The organism is Flavobacterium sp. KACC 22758, from assembly GCF_028736135.1.
Taxonomy (GTDB): domain Bacteria; phylum Bacteroidota; class Bacteroidia; order Flavobacteriales; family Flavobacteriaceae; genus Flavobacterium; species Flavobacterium johnsoniae.
The window spans coordinates 5,080,858-5,101,901 of sequence record NZ_CP117878.1; the positions used below are offsets into that span (position 1 = coordinate 5,080,858).

Sequence of the window (21,044 nt, forward strand, 5' to 3'; positions counted from 1 at the left end):
TTATTTTAAGTTTATATTATTTATTCTTTCCCAATATTTATGCCAGCTGCACACAGCTTCCGGCAATAACTTTTAAATTGCCATCAAATTGTTTCCAGACTCTGATATATTTAAAAACACCATTTATAGAATTGTTATCGTACGTTCCTTTTAATGAAACCGTAACAGCAACAACAGCCGAATCATCGATTACATTAATGATTTGATCTGATGCTTCGAGTGAATCTACTTTCATTTTTTCTGAACGATATGCATTTAAATCAAACTCTTTTGTAATGGTTTGACCATCTGGCATATTAAAAAGCAAATCATCGTGAAGAAGTTTTTCCAAAACAGCAATATCAGAATTTTTAATTGCTGTTAAAAGTTCTATTTCTGCAGTTACAATTGAGTTTTTTTCCATCAAATGAAAAATTAAAGTTTATTTCTTTGGATTTAGGATCGCTTTTATCATGGCGTCGTCTTTTAAAACAACATCATAATAATATATTTCCCCATATAATTGACGAGCAAATTCTGCTGTAATGTATCGGCTTACTAATGCTTTGGTTTTGTCTAGTTTTAGATCTAAACCGGTCATATAAATGTAGTTTTTAAACTTTTTAAAATAGACATCAGATGATTTTATCTTTTCTAAGAACTCATTAAACTTAAGTCCGGCAAAAGCATCACGATCTTTATCCAATTCTTCAAAAACAAAATGTCCTACGATGCCGGTTTGAAGCAGATAGGCCACATTTTCGTTTCCATGTTCAGCTTCCATCGGAACAAAAACATCCGGAACGATTCCGCCGCCACCGTAAACGATTTTCCCTTTTGGAGTTTTAAATTTTAAAGAATCTGCTACTTTTATACTGTCTTTTGCGTATAATTCGCCTGTTGCGATTCGCGATTCAGATTCTTTAAAATATTCATCGTTTCCTTTTTTATACGGTTTCTGGATTGATCTTCCCGTTGGCGTATAATATCTCGCAACCGTTAAACGAACTGCTGATCCATCGTTGAAATCCATTTCGCGCTGTACCAAACCTTTTCCAAAAGAACGACGGCCTACAATTGTACCACGGTCATTATCCTGAATAGCTCCGGCAAGAATTTCACTGGCAGAAGCACTATTTTCGTTGATTAAAACATATACTTTTCCGGTTTCAAAACTTCCGGCTTTTGTCGCGTATGTTTTTTCGGTTGTTCCGTTTTTATTTTTGGTAAAAACAATAAGCTGTTTGTCTTTTAAGAATTCATCAGCAATAGCAATCGCTTCTTCCATATAACCGCCCCCATTATCGCGAAGGTCAATTACGAGCGACTGAATTCCTTTTTGTTTTAATCGTGCTAAACCTGTTTTGAATTCATTAAAAGTAGTTTCGGCAAAACGATTGATTTTGATATAACCTGTATTATTTCCAATTAATATAGAAGCATCAACGCTTTTTATTGGAATAACATCTCTTTTAATTTTAAACTTCAGTTTCTTTTGTTCTGATTTTCTAAAAACAGTCAGCTCGATTTCAGAACCTTTAATTCCTTTTAATTTTGAGAACAAACTATCCGAAGGCAGTCTTCTTCCATACAATTTTGTTTTTCCTGCATATAAAATTCGGTCTCCGGATTTTAATCCTGCTTTTGCAGAAGGTCCGTTTTCGACTGGTTTTATAATCGCAACAGAATCTTTGTACATATAGAAGTTAATTCCGATTCCCACGAAATCACCTTTCATGCTTTCGGCAACCTCAGCTTGTTCGCTTGGCGGAATGTAAACAGAATGCGGATCTAATTTGGAGAGAATATTATCGACTGTAAGATTTACAATAGAATCGGTATTGACACTGTCAACATACTCAGTATTAATAAAATCAATTAGTTTATTCAGCTTTGTTTTGGAGTAATTTTTAGCCAAAAGCTGATCATCTGCAGGACCGTTTGTTAAACTTCCTATCACAGTTCCCAGAGCAAATGTTGCTCCAATAACAATTGGCAGATATTTGGGATTAAATTTCATTATTCTTCTAAAACAGGAATATGTTCGACTTCGACACCCGCTTTTATTAAAAATTGAATTCCGGCATCATCACGATATCCGTCTTTATACACCACTCTTTTTATTCCTGACTGATGTATTAATTTACTGCATTCTTTGCAAGGCGAAAGCGTGATATAAAGGGTTGCTCCTTCACACGATTGTGTCGATCTGGCAACTTTTAAAATTGCATTTGCCTCGGCGTGCAAAACATCCCAGCGTGTTAAGCCGTCTTCGTCTTCGCAGCAATTTTCAAATCCGGAAGGCGTTCCGTTGTATCCGTCAGAAATAATCATTCTGTCTTTTACGATAATCGCGCCAACCTGCTTACGCTTACAATACGATAAAAGGCTCCATTCTTTAGCAATTCGCAGATAAGCTTTATCGTATTTATTTAATTTTTTTACTTCCATTTATTTTATCTGTTCCAAATCGGACTTTCTATAATCATCGGAATCACAACTCCAATAATAAAAGCCGACATTACAAGTGCCCAGTCGCGTTTTGAAAAACGAAAAACGGTCTGCACTATATATGATATTACCAAGACAACAAAAACTACTACTAACTGAGCTGCTTCGATCCCTAAGGCAAACTCTCCCAAAGGTAATAATTTTGAAGTCGCACTGCCTCCTAATATTGTTTTGAAATAATTAGAGAAACCTAAACCATGTATAATACCAAAGAATAAAGTTATGAAAAATACCAGATTTATACCATCATTTTTTGAAGTCTTTCCTGCTGTAAATAAATGATAAAGAGCGGTTACCAAAATAGTAATTGGAATTAAAAATTCTACAATATTTACTTTTATCGCAATTATCCCGTAAACAGAAAGAATTAAAGCCAGAGTATGACCAATTGTAAATAAAGAAACAAGCAGAAAAATTCTTTTCCAGTCTTTAAATAAATACGGAACAGTTAAGGCAATTAAAAAAAGAACATGATCGTAGGCATTGATATCTAAAACATGCTTTAATCCTATTTGAAAATAAATCCAAAATTGTGACATAGGTAATCTATAATTTAAATAATTAGGGGTTGTAAACTTACGATTAATTTTCAAACTTAAGGATTTACCTATTTAAATCCTGCAATAAAAATAAGTTAAATTTTATGAGAAATTTAAAATCAATAATTTAAAAATAGGTCTATATTTGTTCAATAAAAACTTATTAATTATGCCATTTTCAGAATTATTTGATAACGAATTCAAACAAAGAAACAGAGGTCATTTCTCTGCAATTGTGCGCGTAGCATTTGCTGACGGTAAAATAAGCCCGGAAGAACAGGAATTTTTAGACAAAATTGCTTCGACATTACAAATTTCAGAAGACGAATATAAAGAGATCCTTAAAGATCCATGGAAACATCCAATAAACCCGCCTTATTTATACACACAGCGTTTAGAACGTTTATATGATTTAGCAAGAATGGTTCACGTAGACCACCACTTAGGAGATCAGCAGGAAGTTATGTTAAACCGTATGGGATTAGCTCTAGGATTTACTCCAGGAAACGTAAATTATATTGTTTCAAAAGCATTGTCTCTAATCGATAAAAAAGTAGATTTAGATACTTTCCTTTTTGAAATGGAGAATATGAATAAATAATTTTTAGTTTTCAGTATTCAGTCACGGTTTACAGTACTGTAACGAAGTTGAAACTTTATTGAAATTAAAAAATAAAAATAAACCCGACAGATTTTAAAAACCTGTCGGGTTTGCTATTTACAGTCTAGACTGAAAACTGTGACTAAAGACTGTGACTGAATACTGAAAACTTATTCAGCAGCCATAAACTCCTCAGCTTTTTCTACCATACTTTTGCTTCCGCAGAAAAAAGGAACTCTTTGGTGCAGTTCTGTCGGCTGGATTTCCATAATACGGCCAAAACCGTCTGTTGCTTTTCCTCCGGCTTGTTCTGCTATAAATGCCATTGGATTACATTCGTATAACAAACGTAATTTACCTTTTGGTGCTTTTGAACTTGTTGGATAAATATAAATACCGCCTTTTATCATATTTCGGTGAAAATCGGCTACCAGACTTCCTATGTATCTGGAAGTGTAAGGTCTGTCTTCTTCTTCACGCTGGCAATACTTAATGTAATTTTTTACTCCCTGCGGAAAATGAACATAATTTCCTTCGTTTACTGAATAGATGTTTCCGCTTTCAGGAAACTTCATGTTTGGATGCGAAAGGTAAAATGTACCAATCGCCGGATTTAATGTAAAACCATTTACTCCAAAACCGGTTGTATATACTAACATGGTCGAAGTTCCATAAATTACATAGCCTGCTGCAACTTGATTGATTCCCGGTTGTAAAAAATCCTCGCTGGTTACCGGAGTTCCTATTGGGGTAATTCTTCTAAAAACAGAAAAAATAGTTCCCACAGAAACATTAACATCAATGTTTGAAGATCCGTCAAGCGGATCCATTAAGATCACGTACTTATTATTATGACAGTTGTCGCTCCCCTGAACTGTAATAAAATCGTCGTTTTCTTCAGAAGCAATACCACAGACAATCTCACGGTTTATTAACGTCTGGATAAATACTTCGTTTGCATAGACATCTAATTTTTGCTGGTCTTCTCCCTGAATATTCTGTTCGCCTGCGGCGCCAATAATATCCACTAAACCTGCTTTGTTCACTTTATAGTTTACGACCTTTGCCGCCAAACGTATAGAGTTGATAATTCGGGAAAGTTCTCCCGACGAATACTGAAATGCTTTTTGGTTCTCAATAATAAACTCTCCCAGTGTTTTATTGCGTTCTTCCATTGCTATAACGTTATAGTTTTAATTTTAAGTCACAAATATCGCTTATTTTGTGAGAATGATTTAAAAATTATTTTGTTAGTTTGCTACTATTGTATATTTGCTAATTAATAGCAAAAAGTACCTTAGAAATAAATGCTTTTTTAGCTAATAAACACTTAATTATACGAATAAATGAATATTAGAAAAGGAAATCCCGAAGACATGAAATCGGTTTTGGGATTAATTCAGGAGCTGGCAATATTCGAAAAAGAACCTGATGCTGTAGTTATTACAGAGGAAGATTTAGTTCGTGACGGATTTGGAGAAAAACCTCTTTTTCAGGTTTTTGTAGCAGAGATTGATTCAGATGAAAATGAAGGCGGAAAAGAAATAGTGGGTATTGCTTTATACTACTACCGCTACTCTACCTGGAAAGGAAAAACCATACACCTTGAAGATTTAATTGTAAAAGAAAAAATGCGCGGTACAGGTTTAGGTTCTGCTCTTTATGCTGAAATTATGAAACAGGGAAAAAGAGACAATGTGCGAAGAGTAGAATGGAATGTTCTTGACTGGAATACTCCTGCAGTAAAATTCTACGAGAATTCCGGAGCAAAAATTCTTGACGAATGGAGAGTTGTTCAAATGGATGAAACAGGAATTAATTCGTTCTTAGAAAAATTATAATTTTTGCCGCAAATTAGCACAAATTAATTAGTGAAAATTTGTGCGATTCGCGGCAAACCGACACAGATTATAAAATCATTTTAATCCTAATAATCTGTGGCAGAAAAAACAAAATACTAGATTTCGATTTGAATCTGAAATCTGAAATTAAAAATCTAAAATTAAAAATGAGAGTATTTAAATTTGGTGGTGCATCAGTAAAAGATGCTGAAGGAATTAAAAACGTATACGACGTTTTACAAAAAGTGGGTTATGAAGATGTGATTTTGGTTGTTTCGGCAATGGGGAAAACCACAAATGCTCTTGAGGTTGTAATCAAGAATTATTTTGAAAAATCAGAAGAACTGAATTCATCTGTACAGGAAATAAAAAATTATCACTTTCAAATCGTATTAGATTTATTTAAAGATGAGAAACATGAGGTTTTTGCAGCTGTAAATGCTCAATTTGCAGAATTAGAATACTTCCTGGCTCATAACAAATCTCCAAACTACAACTTCGTTTACGATCAGGTAGTAAGTTTTGGAGAATTAATTTCTACAAATATCTTAAGCCATTTCATGAATTTCATGGGAATTCAGACGCAATGGCTTGACGTTCGTAATTTCATTAAAACCAATGCAAATTACAGAGATGCCGAAGTAGACTGGGAAACTACAGAACAAAACATCAGCAAAAATGTTCCAAGAAAACAATTAAATATTACTCAAGGTTTCCTTGGTGCCGATGAAAACAACTTTACGACAACTCTTGGCCGTGAAGGTTCTGATTATACTGCCGGAATTTTTGCTTACTGCTTAAATGCCGAAAGTGTAACAATCTGGAAAGACGTTCCGGGAGTTATGAATGCTGACCCGCGTTATTTTGAAAATGCAAGTTTATTGAACCAGATTTCATATCGTGAGGCTATCGAATTGGCGTTTTACGGAGCAACGGTTATTCACCCAAAAACATTACAGCCGTTACAGAAAAAAGAAATCCCTTTATACGTAAAATCATTTATCAACCCGCTATTAAAAGGAACTTGTGTTTCTAAAGGTGTTGATTTAGAACCGCAATATCCATGTTTTATCGTAAAAAGAGAGCAGCTTTTAATTTCGCTTTCTTCAATTGATTTCTCTTTCATTATGGAAGAAAACATCAGTGAGATTTTTGGATTATTCCACGAATTCAAAATCAAAGTAAACCTGATTCAAAACTCTGCAATTAGTTTTTCTGTATGCGTTGAAGATAAATTTGGAAACTTTAATGATTTGAATGCGATTCTTTCGAAAAAATTCAAAGTAGAATACAGCGAAAATGTAACTCTTTACACTATTCGCCACTTTACAGAACAAGCTGCAGAAATGGTTGAAAAAAACAAAGAAGTTTTATTGAAACAAGTAAGCCGTGAAACCATGCAGATTGTTACTAAAGAACTAAATTAATCTTGCTTATAAGAGGTAATTATTTCAATTCAAGCATATTTCAAAAAGGCTTCACTAATTAAGTGAAGCCTTTTTTATTCTTTTCTTTTTAAATCTTTAATCGTTTTCTTCAATTCTTTTATGCGTGCTTCATATTGTTCAATTATTTTTTCTGATAATTGATTTACAATTTCTACAGAATCTGATTCTCTCTCGTAGTTTTTTAATTCCTCTTCATTTTTACTTACTAGAATCTCTGGCTTAATTTCAAAAAGAGCGCAGATTTTATTAAAATGAGTTGCCCAAGAAGTACTCTCTCCTCTTTCCATTCTAGCATATGCAGACTGCGAAATATTTAGATAATCTGCTATTTCTTCTTGTGACATATTTTTTGCTTTCCGAAGTTTTTTAAGTTTATTTCCTACAATTACATTCATATTTAACATTTTTACAAATATAAATATAAGAATTATTTTACAATAAATCTAATTTAGATTTTAAAAAACCGATTTTCGACTAAGACTTATTTCTTGCTTATTATAAATTTGAATTTTATTAATCAGTAAAACTTTAATTATCATGAAGAAATTAGAATTAAAAAGAATGGAAAACTTAGTAGGTGGAGCAAATGTTCAATTAAAAGATGCTAATGACTATGATGCAGGCGGTGGGTGTACCGGAGCAAATGTTATAGGTTGTTTTACAGATGTCTATTCAAATCATGGATGGGGGTCTGTAGCTGCAAGCATAACAACTGCATTTATTCCACAAACGGCTGTTGCATTTACTTTAGCTTGTGCAGCAAAAAACCGTTGTTAATCTCTTGTTACAAAACATTAACATAAAAAAAATGAAAAACTTATCAATATATTACTTTCAAATTCTAATCCCAATTCCTTTATTATATTTTGCTGCAAAAGAAAAGGATTCTGTGTTATTCTGTACATTAATGGCCTTTTATTATATCTATCGAATTTTTACGGATTATTATAGGTTATCAAAAAAAGATGTGCTTAAAAAAAATGATTATATATTATTTATAATTCCCCTATGGAATATAAAATATTTCAAGGAATTATATTTTGAAAAATAAAACTATTACTCAATCTGGCAGTCATGATCAATTAATACAAACCGAAAATGTCTATAGTGAATACTGGGCAGAAATTATTTAAATAACCTACCTTGCCCTATTATTCTCCGTCTGCTCAATTTCAGATTTCTTGTAAGTTGTTTTTTTTGAGTTTCCAAAACTGTACGCTGCGATCAGTTTAAAATAATTTGTGGTGTATGTTCTATGATAATAAATTTGAGTTTGTCCCACTTCATAATTACCTGAAACCATAAAATCATGAAAAATATCGTTGGCAGTAAAATTGAGTTTTAAGGCATCTTTAAAAAAGTTTCTTTCAATTCCTAATGTTATTGTCGAACGGCTGTTATCGCTTCCGAGTCCATAACTTCTGTCGCCTAAATACCAAGCCAAAAGCTGAATTTTAAAAAGCTTCGGAATTGTAAAGGTATTATTTGAGTACAAATAAATTTGAGGTTTTACAGGACTCATCTCAAACGAATAAAAATCATCTACTGATTTAGTTAAATTCATACTTATTGTATTCGTAGAATTCCACCATTTGACATTAAATGATCTTGAAAGCGAACTGAAAAAAGTATGCCCTTTTTGAAGATTTAAAGATCTCAAAATATAACTGTTTGGAGTATCTCCCTGCAGCGCCGCTCCAGAAATTGGATCGATTTTATAGGTATAACCAATTTTAAAATCAAACTTTTTATACATCGTTCCTATTTCAAAAGCATGTACCTTTTCTGGAAGTAAATTTGGATTTCCTTCAATTGTGGTAAACGGATCCTGATACACCACAAACGGATTTAATGCCTGATATCTTGGTCTTGTTATTCTTGAAACATATGAAAAATGGGCTTTCCAGTCTTCTGAAAAATTAAAATTTAAAAGCAGGTTTGGAAAAAAATTTGCATAGCTTTTACCAAATTCCTGAACTCCGTTTGCATTCGTATACAAATCATAATTTGTTCTTTCTGTCCTTGCTCCTGCAGAAAAATCGACTTTTTCTCCCAGACTGCCTGCATAATTAAAATAAGCTGCCATAATTTTTTCATTGTATGTAAAATCACTCGAAAGATTATCATCTAACTCAAAATCGACCGCATCAGCATTGGCAATAAAAAAGTCGGTTCCTGATTTTATAGATGCATAACTAAACTTTGCACCTAATTCTAATTTGGTATTGTCGCTTATTTTCTTTGAATAATCAGCTTGTACTGCCGTTATATTAATCGTATTTCCAACATCATTTTTCAGATATCTTCTGCCGTCTGCTTCTTCTACTACACTATTTTCTTCGATAAAATCTCTTACCGTTCCGTTATAATTCGAATACTGAGTTCCAATGAATAACGACGATCCTTTTGAGTCTGTAATCAGATTATAATTCAGATTTATAAACTGATTCAGCAGAACATCATTTTTAGCAATATCCGTGGCATAAAAACTATTTCCGGAATTATTGGTTATGGAGTTCCGGCTTTTTACTGCTCCGCCTAAATCTTCAATATTGCCGCTATAGGCAAGCGAGATGTAACTTTTTTCAGAAAAAGTATATTGAAGTCCAAATCCAAAATTAGAGTAATTATTAAACTGTCGAAGCCAGTCCGTTGTCAAAACAGACTGCATGTAGACATCAGGATTGGGGCGTGTTCTGGTGGTGTACAATAATTCACGGCCTTTTCCTAGTTGAAGTCCGTAATTGGTTATAAACGAAAATTTCCCTTTGGTATAATTAAAATCGACTAGTGTATTTGTACTTGTTCCGGCAAATTTTGAGACGGTAACATGCTGGCTTGCCGATCCCATCATACCGCTTTCTATATTTTGCCTGGTAATGATATTAACCACTGCTTTTCCTTCGGCATCGTATTTTGACGATGGGTTTGAAATGACTTCTATTCTTGCAATTTGTGAAACCGGAATTGCAGCAAACCGTTCGTAATTAATCAAAATTCCGTTTAAGTAAATAATTGCTTCTCCTTTTCCCAAAACGCTTATCTGCCCTTCGGCAACTACAACATTTGGAACCCTTCCTAACAATTCGTTTACAGAACTGCTCGTCGCAAGAACTGTTCCTGTTACGTTAACATTGATTGTTCCGTTTGCGCCATACTTTACTAATGAAGGATTGCTTTTTACCACAACTTCATTTAACTGATTATGATCTTGATCCTTAACTATAGAATCCGGAGCAGGCGATGAGAATACTGTTTTTTCTATTAGTTTATCCTCATCAACATAAGATTTATCCCGATTATTTTTTACAGCTTGTGCTTTTACTTCGATTGATGAAAAAATGAGGCAATAAATAGAAATAACAACAACAATAATTAATTTCATAAACTTTAACGATTAGCGGTTTGACTTTATTTGAAACAAAAGTCATCTGAAAATCTGTCAATAAAGTTTTAGAAAGAGAAATCAGGAGTACGGATTTATAAATCGACACTCTGTTTTAAGGCTGTAAAGCCTGAATTTGGTAATTTAAAGGTGTTGTTCCGGTATGCTTTTTAAACGCAGCAAAAAAGGTAGATTTTGAATTAAACCCAACATCATAACCAACAGATTCTAATGTCAGTTTATCATTTGAAGTAATAATTTCGCAGGCATTATGGATTCTGAATTCATTTACGAAACTTGTAAAGTTCTTGCCGAGATTGTTATTTAAAAACTGAGACAACTGATGGCTCGATATATTAATTTCTGCTGATACATCTTTTAAACTCAAATTCGGATTTTTATACAAGGCTTTTTCGATCATAATTTTTTCCAGCTTTTGAGATAAAATTAAAGCTTCTTCATTATTCAGCTTTTTATCTTTTTCAACGTTGAGCAGAAACAAATCATCTGTTCTTTTTCTGTATAAAAGCACCAGAATTATGAGGTATAAAATAAAAGTAAAAGCGAGTGCTCCGGTAATGCAGGAAACAAAAGGCACTCTGGCAAATCCTAAAAAGTACGAGATAAATATTGAGGCATTTCCCAGGAAAATGATTCCAAACCATTTTTCTGCCGGATTAGAACTGCTGTAATTCCCAATTGTTTTTTGAAGCAATTCCCGGTTTTCAAAACCAGAAAGAAAAAGATAACAAAACCATTGCAAGAAAATTAAAGCCACAAAATAATCATTCCATAAAACGGGATAATTTTGGTAGGGAAACACAAAACCAATTGTCAAAATTATGGCAATCCAAATAGCTAAATGCCATTTCCATTGTGCAGAAATACGATTGCTGATTCCTGATTTTAGAATATAATACAAAAAAGGCCCGATTAACAAACAAGCCGAAAGTCCAATTTGGAGATAGATTTTAGGTAAATCTATATTAAAATAAACAAAAACCGTAACTGCAATTCTGGTACTCAAAACAAACAAAAGTGCCCCTAGGAAAAGATTAGAAAGGTATTTTTTTCTTGTAAAAAACAAAAAATACAGACTCAGAATAAATCCGTTAAAGGCGCCCAAGGCTCCAAAAAAGAATAATATTTCTTTACCGATACTCATTTTTATGTTTGTAAAGCCTGAAGCTGATAATTTAAAGGTGTTGTTCCGGTATGCTTTTTAAAGGCAGCAAAAAATGTCGATTTTGAATTAAACCCCACATCATAACCAACAGATTCTAAAGTAAGTTTATCATTTGAAGTGATAATCCTGCAGGCTTCGTTTATTCTAAATTCGTTTACAAAACTGGTAAAATTCTTTCCCAGATTATTATTTAAAAACTGCGATAATTGATGGCTCGAAATATTAATTTCCCTCGACAAATCCTGTAAATTCAGGTTTGGGTTTTTATACAGGCTTTTTTCATTCATTATATTTTCTAGTTTTTCAGAAATAATCACAGCTTCGGCTGCATCGATTTTTTTGCCTGAAACCTTCTGACTGTTCAGCAGAAACAAATCATCGGTTTTCTTTCGGTATAAAAGAATAGAAATAATCAGATATAAAATAAAAGAGAAAACAACGGCACCGCTTATATAAGTTGCCGCCGAAGCACCCATAATGGCCAAAAAGTAAAAAAGGAATAATAAAAAAGTGCCTAGAAAAAGGGTTCCAAACCAAATTTCTGACGGACTTGCTTTTTCTTTAGTATTGAAGATTTTCTTTAAAACGCCGCGAATTGTAAATCCTGAAAAAAGGATATATACAAACCATTGAAAGTAAATAATTCGAATAAAATAAAAGCTCCAAAGTGTTGGATACGTTTCGTACGGATATAGGAATCCGACACTCACAATCAGGATTCCCCAAAACAGCAGCATCATTTTCCACGATTTTGGCATTACATTGATTTCTTCAACTGCCGATCTTAAAAAATAATACAAACAAGGACCAATAAAAAAACAAGCAGTAAGTCCTAACTGCAAATACATTTTTGGCAGTTCAGGATGAAAATAAATAAAAACAGATTTCCCAATTCGGATGCTTAAAGCGAACAACAGTGCGCCCAGGAAATAATTTGTGAGGAATTTTTTCTTTGTAAAAAAGAAAAAATAAACTCCCAGAATAATTCCGTTGAAAGATCCCAAAGCACTAAAAAAGAATAGAAGTTCTTTGCCGGTATCCATAGTTTAAGTTCGTTATATCCTGAACAAAGCTAAAAAAAAGATTCATTTATGATGAGAATTATATTTAATAATGCCATTTAAAATTTTAAAATCAGTCAATTCACCAACAAATAAAAGCCTCGCAATTTCTTGATTATAAATACTACTTTTGAATTTTTAGAGTTAAAGTGTTTATGTTGAAAAAATTACTGTTTTGTATGATACTGTTTTGGTATTCCGGGCTTATTGCGCAGGAAACAGAAACGCTGTACAAAACCAAAAAAGTAATTGCGACAAAAGACACCATTCATCTTGAAAAAGTGAGTATCAATTCCGGTTTTTTTGAAATTCTAAACACTAAAAATCAGCCAATTGATTCTACTTTTTATAAAATTGATTTTAAAAAAGGAACGCTGCTTTTCAACGAAAAATTCACTTCGGTTTCTGATACTTTAATTGTCAATTATCTCAATTATCCTGATTTCCTGACCAAAGAATATGGACTTTATAAAGACAGTCAGGTTGTAAGCAGTGATGTTGCTTCTGAAAAATTATATAAAATTGATAACGGGAATACTAAAAAAGCAGCTCCTTTTGACGGTTTAAGCACTTCCGGAAGTATTACGCGCGGGGTTACGATTGGGAATAATCAAAGTACGGTTTTGAATTCTAATCTAGATTTGCAGATTACAGGAAAAATATCCGATAAAGTCAGTCTGCGGGCTTCGCTCCAGGATAATAATATTCCGCTTCAGGATGGCGGTTATTCTCAAAAACTAGATCAGTTTGATAATATTTTCATGGAACTTTTTACAGATGACTGGAATATTCGGGCGGGTGATGTTTTTCTGGAAAACAGAAAAACCCAATTTCTGAGTTTTAATAAAAAGGTTCAGGGACTTGCAGCTAGTTTTGATTTTGATACTGAGAAAAGTAAAACTAATGTTTTTGCTTCGGTTTCATTTGTAAAAGGACAATATGCCAAAAGTACTTTTACAGGACAGGAAGGAAACCAGGGTCCTTATAAACTAAAAGGGCAAAACGGCGAATTGTATGTTTTGGTAATTTCAGGTTCTGAGCGTGTGTATGTAAATGGTGTTTTGCTGAAACGCGGCGAAAACAACGATTATGTGATTGATTATAATGCGGGAGAAATTGTTTTTACATCGCTTTTTACGATTACTTCTGAAATGAGAATTAACGTTGAATATCAATATTCTGAAAGAAACTACAATCGTTTGGTTACTTACGCAGGTGCCACAACCGAAAATAAAAGCTGGAGTTTTGGCGGCTATATCTATTCTGAAAATGACATGAAAAACCAGCCTTTACAGCAAAATCTTTCTACAGAACAAGTTCAGATTTTAGCTCAGGCGGGCGATGATATTAATTTGATGAAAGCACCGTCGGCATTTGAAGACACCTATTCTGAGAATAAAATTTTATATAAAAAGATCCTTGTAAACTCGGTTGAAGCCTATGAATATTCTAACAACTCTGCAGATGTTTTATACAATGTAAAGTTTAGTCTTGTTGGAAATAATCTCGGAAATTATATCATTCAGAACACAAATTCAGTAGAAAGAATTTATCAATATGTTTCGCCTATTGGCGGTATTCCGCAGGGAAATTATGAGCCTATTGTACAATTAGTTGCCCCAATGAAAATTCAGGTCGCTACTTTTTTAGGAAAATACAATCCCGACGAAAAAACGCTGGTCGATTTTGAAATCGCAATGAGCAATAATGACAAAAACTTATTTTCGAGCATTGATGATTCTGACAACGAAGGAATTGCTTTTAAAACCAATATTAAAAAACGTCTTTTTACGCGAAACTGGACTTTAGACGGTTTTGCGAATTATCAATTTGTGCAGAAAGATTTCAGATCGGTGGAGCGTTTGTATAATATTGAATTTAACCGCGACTGGAATTTAAATTCTACACTTTTAGGAAATCAGAGTTTATTGGTTACGGGTATTAATTTTGATTTGTTTGCCAAAAAAGAAACGTCAAATATTGGCTTGTTTACCTATCAGTTTGAGAAATTAGATTTTAGTGAAAGCTATTCCGGAGCGCGCCATACCACAACAGCTTTGTTCAAATTAAAAAAATGGACGATTGAAAATCAGGGAAGTTTTTTAAATTCTGATGCCACAGTTTCAACTTCAAAATTCATTAGAAATCAAACGCGAACCAAATATCATTTTGGTAAAAACTGGGTTGGCGGGAGTTTACAAATCGAGGATAATCAGGAAAAAGATAAAGCAACAAATCAGTTTTCGGCTTTAAGCCAAAGATTTTCTGAATACGGTGTTTTTGTTGGACGCGGCGACAGTACAAAAGTTTTTGTTGAATTGGGTTATTTACAGCGCCGAAATGACAGTTTGCAAAACGGACTTTTACAACACGTAAACAATTCGCAGACATACTTTTTAAAATCAAAATTAATTCAGAATAAAACAACTGATTTAGCCGTTTATGCCAGTTACCGAAATCTGGATTTTACAGATTCGAGCAGAAAAAATGAACCTTCGTTAAATTCAAGAGTTTTGTACAATGACCGATTTTTTAATCAGTTCATGCAGATAGGAACGGCTTATGAAACGAGTTCAGGAACCATAGCGCAACAGGAATTTACGTATGTGGAAGTTCCAACCGGACAAGGCGTTTATACCTGGAATGATTATAACGGAAACGGCATTCAGGAACTGGAAGAATTTGAAATTGCAGCATTTCCGGATCAGGCAAAATACATCCGCATCTTTTTACCCAATCAGGTTTATATAAAAACAAATCAGAATAAATTTTCGCAGTCGGTTATTTTAAATCCGTTACAATGGCAGAACGAAAAGGGTTTGAAAAAACTGATTTCGTATTTCTACAATCAGACTTCGTTTATCATGGATCGAAAAGTACGCAGCAACGGCGATCGTTTAGAACTCAATCCGTTTTATTCATCAGATGAAAATGTTCTGGGTTTAAATTCAAGTTTCAGGAACAGTTTGTTTTACAATCGCGGTAAACAAAAACATTCCGTTACTTATACTTACCTTATTAATAATGGTAAAAATTTACTTTCGGTTGGTTCACAAAGCGTCAAAAACAGTTCACATCAATTACAATATACACACTTGTATCAAAAAAGCTGGCTGTTTAATTTCTTTACCAAAACGATAAAGACCGATTTAATTTCGAAGGATTTTGTCGAAAAAAATTATGATTTAAAAGGTTATCAACTGGCACCCAAAATCAGTTATTTATTTTCTAAAAACACCAGTTTGGATTTCTTTTATGAGTTTCAGAATAAGGAAAACCAAATTGGAAATTTTGAGACTTTAGTGCAAAACAGACTTGGAACTGCCTTTTCTTTTGCCGGCGAAAAGAAAGTTACCATCAATGGAGAGTTTTCTTTTTATGAAAATAAATTCAACGGAAATGAATTTTCTTCGGTTGGTTTTCAAATGCTCGAAGGATTGCAGCAAGGTCAAAATTTGGTTTGGAAATTGCTTTTGCAGAAAAATATCACACAGTTTTTAGATGTTAATTTAAACTACCAAGGCCGTAAAAGTGAGACTGGAAATACGATTCATACCGGCAATGTGCAGCTTCGCGCATATTTTTAATGTTTAACAAAAACATAAGAATTAATTGCTTAATTTTATGTGAAAATTATAAACTATAGCCACCATGAAAAAATTAGTATTACTTTGTTTTTTAGTAGTTTTATCTACTAATTTCTATGCGCAGGAAACTACTGCAAAAGCCGCTAAGAGCAAAACCGAAGCATCTGCAAAAAAAGCAAAATCTGACGCTGACAAAGCAAAAGCCGATGCTAAAAAAGAGTCTGCAAAAGCTAAAAAAGAAGCAGCGAAAGCAACAGAAGCATCAGCGGATGCGAAAAAAGAATCTGCAGCCGCAGCTAAAAAATCAGCAGACAAAGAAGCTGCAAAAGCTAAAAAGGAAGCAGCGGGAGCAAAAAGTGATGCTGCAAAAGCAAAAAAAGCTGCCGATAAAGCTGAAAGTGCAAAAACAGATGCCAAGAAAGAAGCTGCAACTGCCAAAAAATCAGCAACAAAAACTTTAAAAGAAACCAATGAAAAAGCTCCAAAAACACCAGACAAGGTAACTGGAGAATACAACGGTAAAAAAGTATATACAGGTCCAAAAGGCGGTAAATACTATATTAACAAAAATGGTAACAAAACGTACATTCAGGATTAATTTCAAAGGCGCTAAGGTTTTGAAGAACTAAGATACTGAGACATATACTTTGAATCTCAATTTAAAAGGGGCTGTTTAAAAGACAGCTCCTTTTTTTTATCCGTTTCGGAGAGGCGAAATATTTACAGCAAGGATAAATATTTACAATATAAAGCTTGAGAGGAGTGACATATATAAAATTTGAAATTCTATAATATTTTACATCATTGAGGTTTTACCTGCACAAAACAGCTTTATATTTTGACATAAAAGGGGTTGTACTTTTCAGGCAGCTCATTTATATTATAACTAAACTTACAAATTTCCTTATTAAGGTCGTTAAAAAAATCCAGAATTACTTAACATAGGGATAATCTTATTTGGCAAAACAAAATTATTTTTGAAACACTCCTAGAAATTTCTAGTGTTTTTAAGAATATAGAGTTAATAATTTAGTAATAAACCCGAAATAGCATCCAAAACATATTTCTTTATCTTCGTTTTTTAAAAAGCGTTAAAAAATTATGAGCATTGACTATTCTGCTAACAAAACTATTTTAGTTGCTCCTTTAAACTGGGGACTAGGGCATGCCACAAGATGTATTCCGATCATTAAAGCGCTTCAAGAAAATAATTATATTCCAATTATTGCTTCTGACGGTGTTGCTCTTGCTTTATTGCGCAAGGAATTTCCCTATGTTCAAACTCTTGAACTGCCTTCGTATCATATTGAATATGCTAAAAATGGCAAGAATTTTAAATGGAAGCTGATCAAGAATCTGCCTAAAATGATTACGGCCATTTTAGACGAGAAAAAAATGGTAAACAGCTGGATCAAAAAACATGGTATTGACGGTATTATTTCGGATAACCGACTGGGTGTTTTCAGCAAAAAAGTGCCTTCTGTTTTCATGACGCATCAATTAAATGTGATGACCGGAAATACGACTTGGTTCACAAGTAAATGCCATCAGCATATTATAAAAAAATATACTGAATGCTGGGTTCCGGATTCTAATGAAAAAGTAAATCTTACAGGTGATTTGGGACATCTTAAAAACGATCATCTTAATTTAAGATATATTGGGCCTTTGAGCAGAATGAAGAAAAAGGAAACGCCAATTGTATATGATTTGATGATTATTTTATCTGGCCCTGAACCACAGCGTACATATCTGGATGAAAAACTTCAAAAAGAAGCTGCCAAGTTTAAAGGTAAAGTGGTTTTTGTACAAGGAATTGTAGAGAAAACGCAAGAGAAATGGCAGGCTGGAAATGTAACTTATTATAATTTCATGAACTCCAAACAATTGGAACAGACTTTTAACGAAAGTGAATTTGTTCTTTGTCGTTCTGGTTACACCACCGTTATGGATTTGGCTAAACTAGGAAAAAAAGCCTTTTTTATTCCAACTCCGGGACAGTACGAACAGGAATATCTGGCGATAAAACTTCAGGAAGAAAATCTTGTGCCTTATGCAATGCAAGACGACTTTACCATTGAAGATTTATCAAAAGTAAAGTCGTTTAAAGGTTTGTCTCAATTTAAAAATGATATAGACTGGGACTCGTTATTTAATGTTTTTGAAGACTGATTTTAGAAATTAAACTGCGCTTGCAATCGCAATACATTTCCTTGTTGTCTGTTTATTGGAAGCGCACTGTCCTCAAAAGTTCTGTCGGCAATTACATATTCTGCTGTTAATTCAAAAGCTTTAATTGGCTGCCACTCGATACCAAATTCGTAATCTCTTACGATATAACTTCTGGCATCTTTTTCATATTTCTTTCCTCCGTCATAATATTGAAATTTAGCGAAAGGATAAATGTGCTGTTTTTTAATATCCCATTTGTAGTTCAATAAAACATATCCTCCATTTAAATCTGTTTCATCTACCGTATTAGTTAAGGTATTATAGCGAGGTCCTGTTCCGATATTGTATTCTGTCTGGATTCCAAAAGGTCTTGGATACAAAACAAATGTTGCTCCTACTCTTTGGTCTTTTACATACTGCGGATCATTTACGGTTACTCCATTAGAAATTTCTCCGGTAAAAGCCCATTTTCCTGTATAAGCCTGGATTCCCGGTTCGATAATCTGGCTTCCAATTACAAATGGATAAGTTACTCTGGCTACAACATTTAAATCTCTGTTTCCGTCTAATTTATTAGCAATCTGACCATTGTAAACTCCAAAAGCAAATACTCCAAAATCGCCAGAACCTTTGTATCCGTCTTTTACCAGCATGCTGAAACGTTCTCTAATTTCGGCTGGAGCCCAGTAGAAAAACATTCCTAAATCACGCTCATTTAATATAGAACTATTGATTGCATCGGCACGATCCATCGTTAAACGCTGTGAACTTGACTGCATGTTTTCGAAGCCATACGGAATTTTACTCTGCCCGATACGAACACGGTATTCCCTTTTCTTATCAAAAGAAAGATCAAAATAAAGATCTCGAATCTGAACAAAATTCTGAATTCCGGTACTAGGTGAACTGGCAAAATCCGGCTGGAAATAGAAAAATACATTTGGGTGAACCTGCCCTGAAAACACTAAACGAGCACGGCGGATAAAAAGCCCGTTGTTTGCTTTTGCATCTGGAGCTGTTGAAGTTGTTCCCCAGGATTTATCGCATTGCTCGCAGGAAACTTTATCGTTTGTAGAAAAAAGTCCGTTGTATCTAATTTGAGCGTAACCTCTTAAAGAGATTCTGTCGTACCAGTGTTCTTCAACTCCTCCTCCAGATTTAGTATCCGGCAATTTTGCTTTGTTGATAGAATCCAGAATACGAAGCACTTCGTTTTTTACTTCTTGTTTGTTTATGTCTTGTGCATTTACAAAACAGCTCATCAACATTAAAACGGCTAATATTTTTCTTTTTATCATTAGTTCTCTAATTCCCTTAATTTCAGGATGCAAAGATGACTCACCTATGTTAAGAAATCATTAACAAGATGTTACTATAATAAAAATTTAATGTTACGGACTAAATCCGTGTGTTGATTTATTGTTAAACACCTTTGTTTTAGGCTGTTTAGCAAAAACTCGATTACAATTTTTTAACGTCAGGTTTTTGGCTTTTGAATGTTTTTTCGAGTGTAAAAGAGAATTCTGAACCAATTCCGAACTCACTTTCTACATAAACTTTCTCTTTATGCGCTTCGATAATATGTTTTACAATTGCCAAACCTAAACCAGAACCTCCTTCAGAACGCGTTCCGCTTTTATCGACACGGTAAAAACGTTCAAAAAGTCTTGGAATATTTTGTTTTTCAACTCCTTCTCCATTATCGCTGATACGAATTAAGACTTTTTTCTTAGTTAAGTTTACAACGCCAACTTCTGTCAACCCGCCTTCTTTTCCATATTTAATTGAGTTTACAATCAGATTTTCTAAAACCTGCTGAATTCTATCCTGATCTCCACGAATAATAACCGATTGTACATTTTTACTTTCAAAGGCCAATTTGATTTTCTTTTTATCGGCTTTCATTTCCAATAAATCAAAAACATTCTGGATTAATTCAACAATATCAAAATCAGTCATATTTAAATCTAAATCTCCTGATTCTAATTTGGTAATCATATCCAAATCTTCAACAATATATATAAGACGCTCTACACCTTTTTCGGCACGTTTTAAATATTTTTTTCGAATGTGTTTATCATCCATTGCACCATCAAGCAAAGTCGAAACATAACCCTGAACGGTAAACAATGGTGTTTTTAATTCGTGGGAAACGTTTCCAAGAAACTCTCTACGGTATTGTTCACGAATTTCGAGCATTTCGATTTCGAGTTTTTTATCGGTTGCAAACTTTTTCACTTCTCGTGAAAGTGTTTCCATATCTGTCGTAATAGGCTGATTGATAAGATTTGTTGATTCTAATAACGAAACCTCATCATAAATTTTCTTTACTCTTCTGTAAATAAAACGTTCTACACGATATTGTAAAACCAAAAATGAGAATATGTAAATGACAATAATGAAAATTATTCCAAATGCTATTTGATGTTTTAACTGATTTTTATAAAATAAAGACATTAAGATCAGCACAAATCCTGTCGAAAAAAGACTGATATACAATGCCGATTTTATAGCAAATTTGTACGTTTTTTTAAAATTGATTTTCATTTATGTTTTTAATCATTAAGTGATTAAGAGAAATTAAGTGTAACTCAAAAACCATATAAAGAACTAAAGTCCAAGTAAACTTCAGTTCCTTATATGGTTTAAATGTATTGAATATTTTTAAAAGAATTTGATTGCTTTTAAATCTTTAGTAAAATTCCAAATATCTAAATAACTTAGAATCTTAGAA

Annotated in this window: 18 protein-coding genes; 7 read left to right on the forward strand and 11 right to left on the reverse strand. The window is 33.3% G+C overall.

Annotation, left to right across the window (positions count from 1 at the left end; all coding sequences use genetic code 11):
* Positions 1-37: 37 nt before the first annotated feature.
* From PQ462_RS21680 to PQ462_RS21695, 4 genes are read right to left on the reverse strand one after another with little or no spacing between them, the layout of a single operon-like run.
* Positions 38-403, reverse strand: coding sequence for a nuclear transport factor 2 family protein (locus tag PQ462_RS21680; protein WP_274251543.1), 366 nt, complete (start codon positions 401-403; stop codon positions 38-40).
* An 18-nt stretch (positions 404-421) separates the two neighbouring features.
* A complete protein-coding gene (locus PQ462_RS21685) occupies positions 422-1,999 on the reverse strand; it encodes a S41 family peptidase (RefSeq protein WP_274251544.1) in 1,578 nt (525 codons plus the stop codon).
* Positions 1,999-2,430, reverse strand: coding sequence for a deoxycytidylate deaminase (locus tag PQ462_RS21690; RefSeq protein WP_073410592.1), 432 nt, complete (start codon positions 2,428-2,430; stop codon positions 1,999-2,001). Before PQ462_RS21690 ends, PQ462_RS21685 begins: the two co-directional genes overlap by 1 nt.
* A gap of 5 nt (positions 2,431-2,435) precedes the next feature.
* Positions 2,436-3,029, reverse strand: coding sequence for a HupE/UreJ family protein (locus tag PQ462_RS21695; protein WP_012022622.1), 594 nt, complete (start codon positions 3,027-3,029; stop codon positions 2,436-2,438).
* Positions 3,030-3,198: 169 nt separating this feature from the next.
* Here PQ462_RS21695 and PQ462_RS21700 point away from each other — a divergent pair, with 169 nt between their 5' ends.
* On the forward strand, positions 3,199-3,630 hold the full coding sequence (locus PQ462_RS21700) for a tellurite resistance TerB family protein (RefSeq protein WP_012022623.1): 432 nt from the start codon (positions 3,199-3,201) through the stop codon (positions 3,628-3,630).
* A 170-nt stretch (positions 3,631-3,800) separates the two neighbouring features.
* On the opposite strand, the gene fbp is transcribed toward PQ462_RS21700, so the two are convergent.
* The gene (fbp, locus tag PQ462_RS21705) at positions 3,801-4,805 is read right to left on the reverse strand and encodes a class 1 fructose-bisphosphatase (RefSeq protein WP_274251545.1); all 1,005 of its coding nucleotides are present in this window, start codon (positions 4,803-4,805) and stop codon (positions 3,801-3,803) included.
* A 171-nt stretch (positions 4,806-4,976) separates the two neighbouring features.
* Between fbp and PQ462_RS21710 the strand changes: the two genes are divergently transcribed.
* Positions 4,977-5,471 (forward strand): GNAT family N-acetyltransferase, encoded by a 495-nt coding sequence (locus PQ462_RS21710; RefSeq protein ID WP_012022625.1) that lies wholly within the window; start codon positions 4,977-4,979, stop codon positions 5,469-5,471.
* A gap of 167 nt (positions 5,472-5,638) precedes the next feature.
* A complete protein-coding gene (locus tag PQ462_RS21715; RefSeq protein WP_012022626.1) occupies positions 5,639-6,898 on the forward strand; it encodes an aspartate kinase in 1,260 nt (419 codons plus the stop codon).
* A 74-nt stretch (positions 6,899-6,972) separates the two neighbouring features.
* Here PQ462_RS21715 and PQ462_RS21720 read toward each other — a convergent pair whose 3' ends face one another.
* Positions 6,973-7,314 carry a helix-turn-helix domain-containing protein gene (locus PQ462_RS21720; RefSeq protein WP_274251546.1) on the reverse strand — a complete coding sequence of 114 codons (342 nt, stop codon included), beginning with the start codon at positions 7,312-7,314 and terminating at the stop codon, positions 6,973-6,975.
* Between the two features lie 166 nt (positions 7,315-7,480).
* Between PQ462_RS21720 and PQ462_RS21725 the strand changes: the two genes are divergently transcribed.
* Positions 7,481-7,696, forward strand: coding sequence for a hypothetical protein (locus PQ462_RS21725; protein ID WP_274251547.1), 216 nt, complete (start codon positions 7,481-7,483; stop codon positions 7,694-7,696).
* Positions 7,697-8,057: 361 nt separating this feature from the next.
* On the opposite strand, the gene PQ462_RS21730 is transcribed toward PQ462_RS21725, so the two are convergent.
* The 3 genes from PQ462_RS21730 to PQ462_RS21740 all read right to left on the reverse strand — a co-directional run bounded on the left by PQ462_RS21730 (position 8,058) and on the right by PQ462_RS21740 (position 12,533).
* Positions 8,058-10,304 carry a TonB-dependent receptor domain-containing protein gene (locus tag PQ462_RS21730; protein ID WP_274251548.1) on the reverse strand — a complete coding sequence of 749 codons (2,247 nt, stop codon included), beginning with the start codon at positions 10,302-10,304 and terminating at the stop codon, positions 8,058-8,060.
* A 115-nt stretch (positions 10,305-10,419) separates the two neighbouring features.
* Entirely contained in the window at positions 10,420-11,469 is a 1,050-nt protein-coding gene (locus PQ462_RS21735) for a helix-turn-helix domain-containing protein (protein ID WP_274251549.1), read from the reverse strand.
* Between the two features lie 2 nt (positions 11,470-11,471).
* Positions 11,472-12,533 carry a helix-turn-helix domain-containing protein gene (locus PQ462_RS21740; RefSeq protein WP_274251550.1) on the reverse strand — a complete coding sequence of 354 codons (1,062 nt, stop codon included), beginning with the start codon at positions 12,531-12,533 and terminating at the stop codon, positions 11,472-11,474.
* Between the two features lie 173 nt (positions 12,534-12,706).
* Here PQ462_RS21740 and PQ462_RS21745 point away from each other — a divergent pair, with 173 nt between their 5' ends.
* The 3 genes from PQ462_RS21745 (at position 12,707) to PQ462_RS21755 (ending at position 18,310) form a co-directional block, all read left to right on the forward strand.
* On the forward strand, positions 12,707-16,138 hold the full coding sequence (locus PQ462_RS21745) for a hypothetical protein (protein ID WP_274251551.1): 3,432 nt from the start codon (positions 12,707-12,709) through the stop codon (positions 16,136-16,138).
* Positions 16,139-16,202: 64 nt separating this feature from the next.
* Complete coding sequence (locus PQ462_RS21750) at positions 16,203-16,736, forward strand: hypothetical protein (RefSeq protein WP_274251552.1); 534 nt, start codon at positions 16,203-16,205, stop codon at positions 16,734-16,736.
* 503 nt (positions 16,737-17,239) lie between these two features.
* Positions 17,240-18,310: a glycosyltransferase gene (locus PQ462_RS21755; protein ID WP_121359992.1), complete on the forward strand. Its 1,071-nt coding sequence runs from the start codon at positions 17,240-17,242 to the stop codon at positions 18,308-18,310.
* Between the two features lie 2 nt (positions 18,311-18,312).
* On the opposite strand, the gene PQ462_RS21760 is transcribed toward PQ462_RS21755, so the two are convergent.
* Together PQ462_RS21760 and PQ462_RS21765 are read right to left on the reverse strand one after the other, a co-directional pair.
* Complete coding sequence (locus tag PQ462_RS21760; protein ID WP_274251553.1) at positions 18,313-19,608, reverse strand: porin; 1,296 nt, start codon at positions 19,606-19,608, stop codon at positions 18,313-18,315.
* Between the two features lie 163 nt (positions 19,609-19,771).
* Positions 19,772-20,857: a sensor histidine kinase gene (locus PQ462_RS21765; RefSeq protein ID WP_274251554.1), complete on the reverse strand. Its 1,086-nt coding sequence runs from the start codon at positions 20,855-20,857 to the stop codon at positions 19,772-19,774.
* Between the last annotated feature and the right edge of the window lie 187 nt (positions 20,858-21,044).

What these genes read in the sequence shown, in the direction of transcription:
- PQ462_RS21680 (WP_274251543.1), bottom strand. Translation starts at nt 403, where the DNA reads ATGGAAAAAAACTCAATTGTAACTGCAGAAATAGAACTTTTAACAGCA.
- PQ462_RS21685 (WP_274251544.1), bottom strand. Translation starts at nt 1,999, where the DNA reads ATGAAATTTAATCCCAAATATCTGCCAATTGTTATTGGAGCAACATTT.
- PQ462_RS21690 (WP_073410592.1), bottom strand. Translation starts at nt 2,430, where the DNA reads ATGGAAGTAAAAAAATTAAATAAATACGATAAAGCTTATCTGCGAATT.
- PQ462_RS21695 (WP_012022622.1), bottom strand. Translation starts at nt 3,029, where the DNA reads ATGTCACAATTTTGGATTTATTTTCAAATAGGATTAAAGCATGTTTTA.
- PQ462_RS21700 (WP_012022623.1), top strand. Translation starts at nt 3,199, where the DNA reads ATGCCATTTTCAGAATTATTTGATAACGAATTCAAACAAAGAAACAGA.
- fbp (WP_274251545.1), bottom strand. Translation starts at nt 4,805, where the DNA reads ATGGAAGAACGCAATAAAACACTGGGAGAGTTTATTATTGAGAACCAA.
- PQ462_RS21710 (WP_012022625.1), top strand. Translation starts at nt 4,977, where the DNA reads ATGAATATTAGAAAAGGAAATCCCGAAGACATGAAATCGGTTTTGGGA.
- PQ462_RS21715 (WP_012022626.1), top strand. Translation starts at nt 5,639, where the DNA reads ATGAGAGTATTTAAATTTGGTGGTGCATCAGTAAAAGATGCTGAAGGA.
- PQ462_RS21720 (WP_274251546.1), bottom strand. Translation starts at nt 7,314, where the DNA reads ATGAATGTAATTGTAGGAAATAAACTTAAAAAACTTCGGAAAGCAAAA.
- PQ462_RS21725 (WP_274251547.1), top strand. Translation starts at nt 7,481, where the DNA reads ATGGAAAACTTAGTAGGTGGAGCAAATGTTCAATTAAAAGATGCTAAT.
- PQ462_RS21730 (WP_274251548.1), bottom strand. Translation starts at nt 10,304, where the DNA reads ATGAAATTAATTATTGTTGTTGTTATTTCTATTTATTGCCTCATTTTT.
- PQ462_RS21735 (WP_274251549.1), bottom strand. Translation starts at nt 11,469, where the DNA reads ATGAGTATCGGTAAAGAAATATTATTCTTTTTTGGAGCCTTGGGCGCC.
- PQ462_RS21740 (WP_274251550.1), bottom strand. Translation starts at nt 12,533, where the DNA reads ATGGATACCGGCAAAGAACTTCTATTCTTTTTTAGTGCTTTGGGATCT.
- PQ462_RS21745 (WP_274251551.1), top strand. Translation starts at nt 12,707, where the DNA reads ATGTTGAAAAAATTACTGTTTTGTATGATACTGTTTTGGTATTCCGGG.
- PQ462_RS21750 (WP_274251552.1), top strand. Translation starts at nt 16,203, where the DNA reads ATGAAAAAATTAGTATTACTTTGTTTTTTAGTAGTTTTATCTACTAAT.
- PQ462_RS21755 (WP_121359992.1), top strand. Translation starts at nt 17,240, where the DNA reads ATGAGCATTGACTATTCTGCTAACAAAACTATTTTAGTTGCTCCTTTA.
- PQ462_RS21760 (WP_274251553.1), bottom strand. Translation starts at nt 19,608, where the DNA reads ATGATAAAAAGAAAAATATTAGCCGTTTTAATGTTGATGAGCTGTTTT.
- PQ462_RS21765 (WP_274251554.1), bottom strand. Translation starts at nt 20,857, where the DNA reads ATGAAAATCAATTTTAAAAAAACGTACAAATTTGCTATAAAATCGGCA.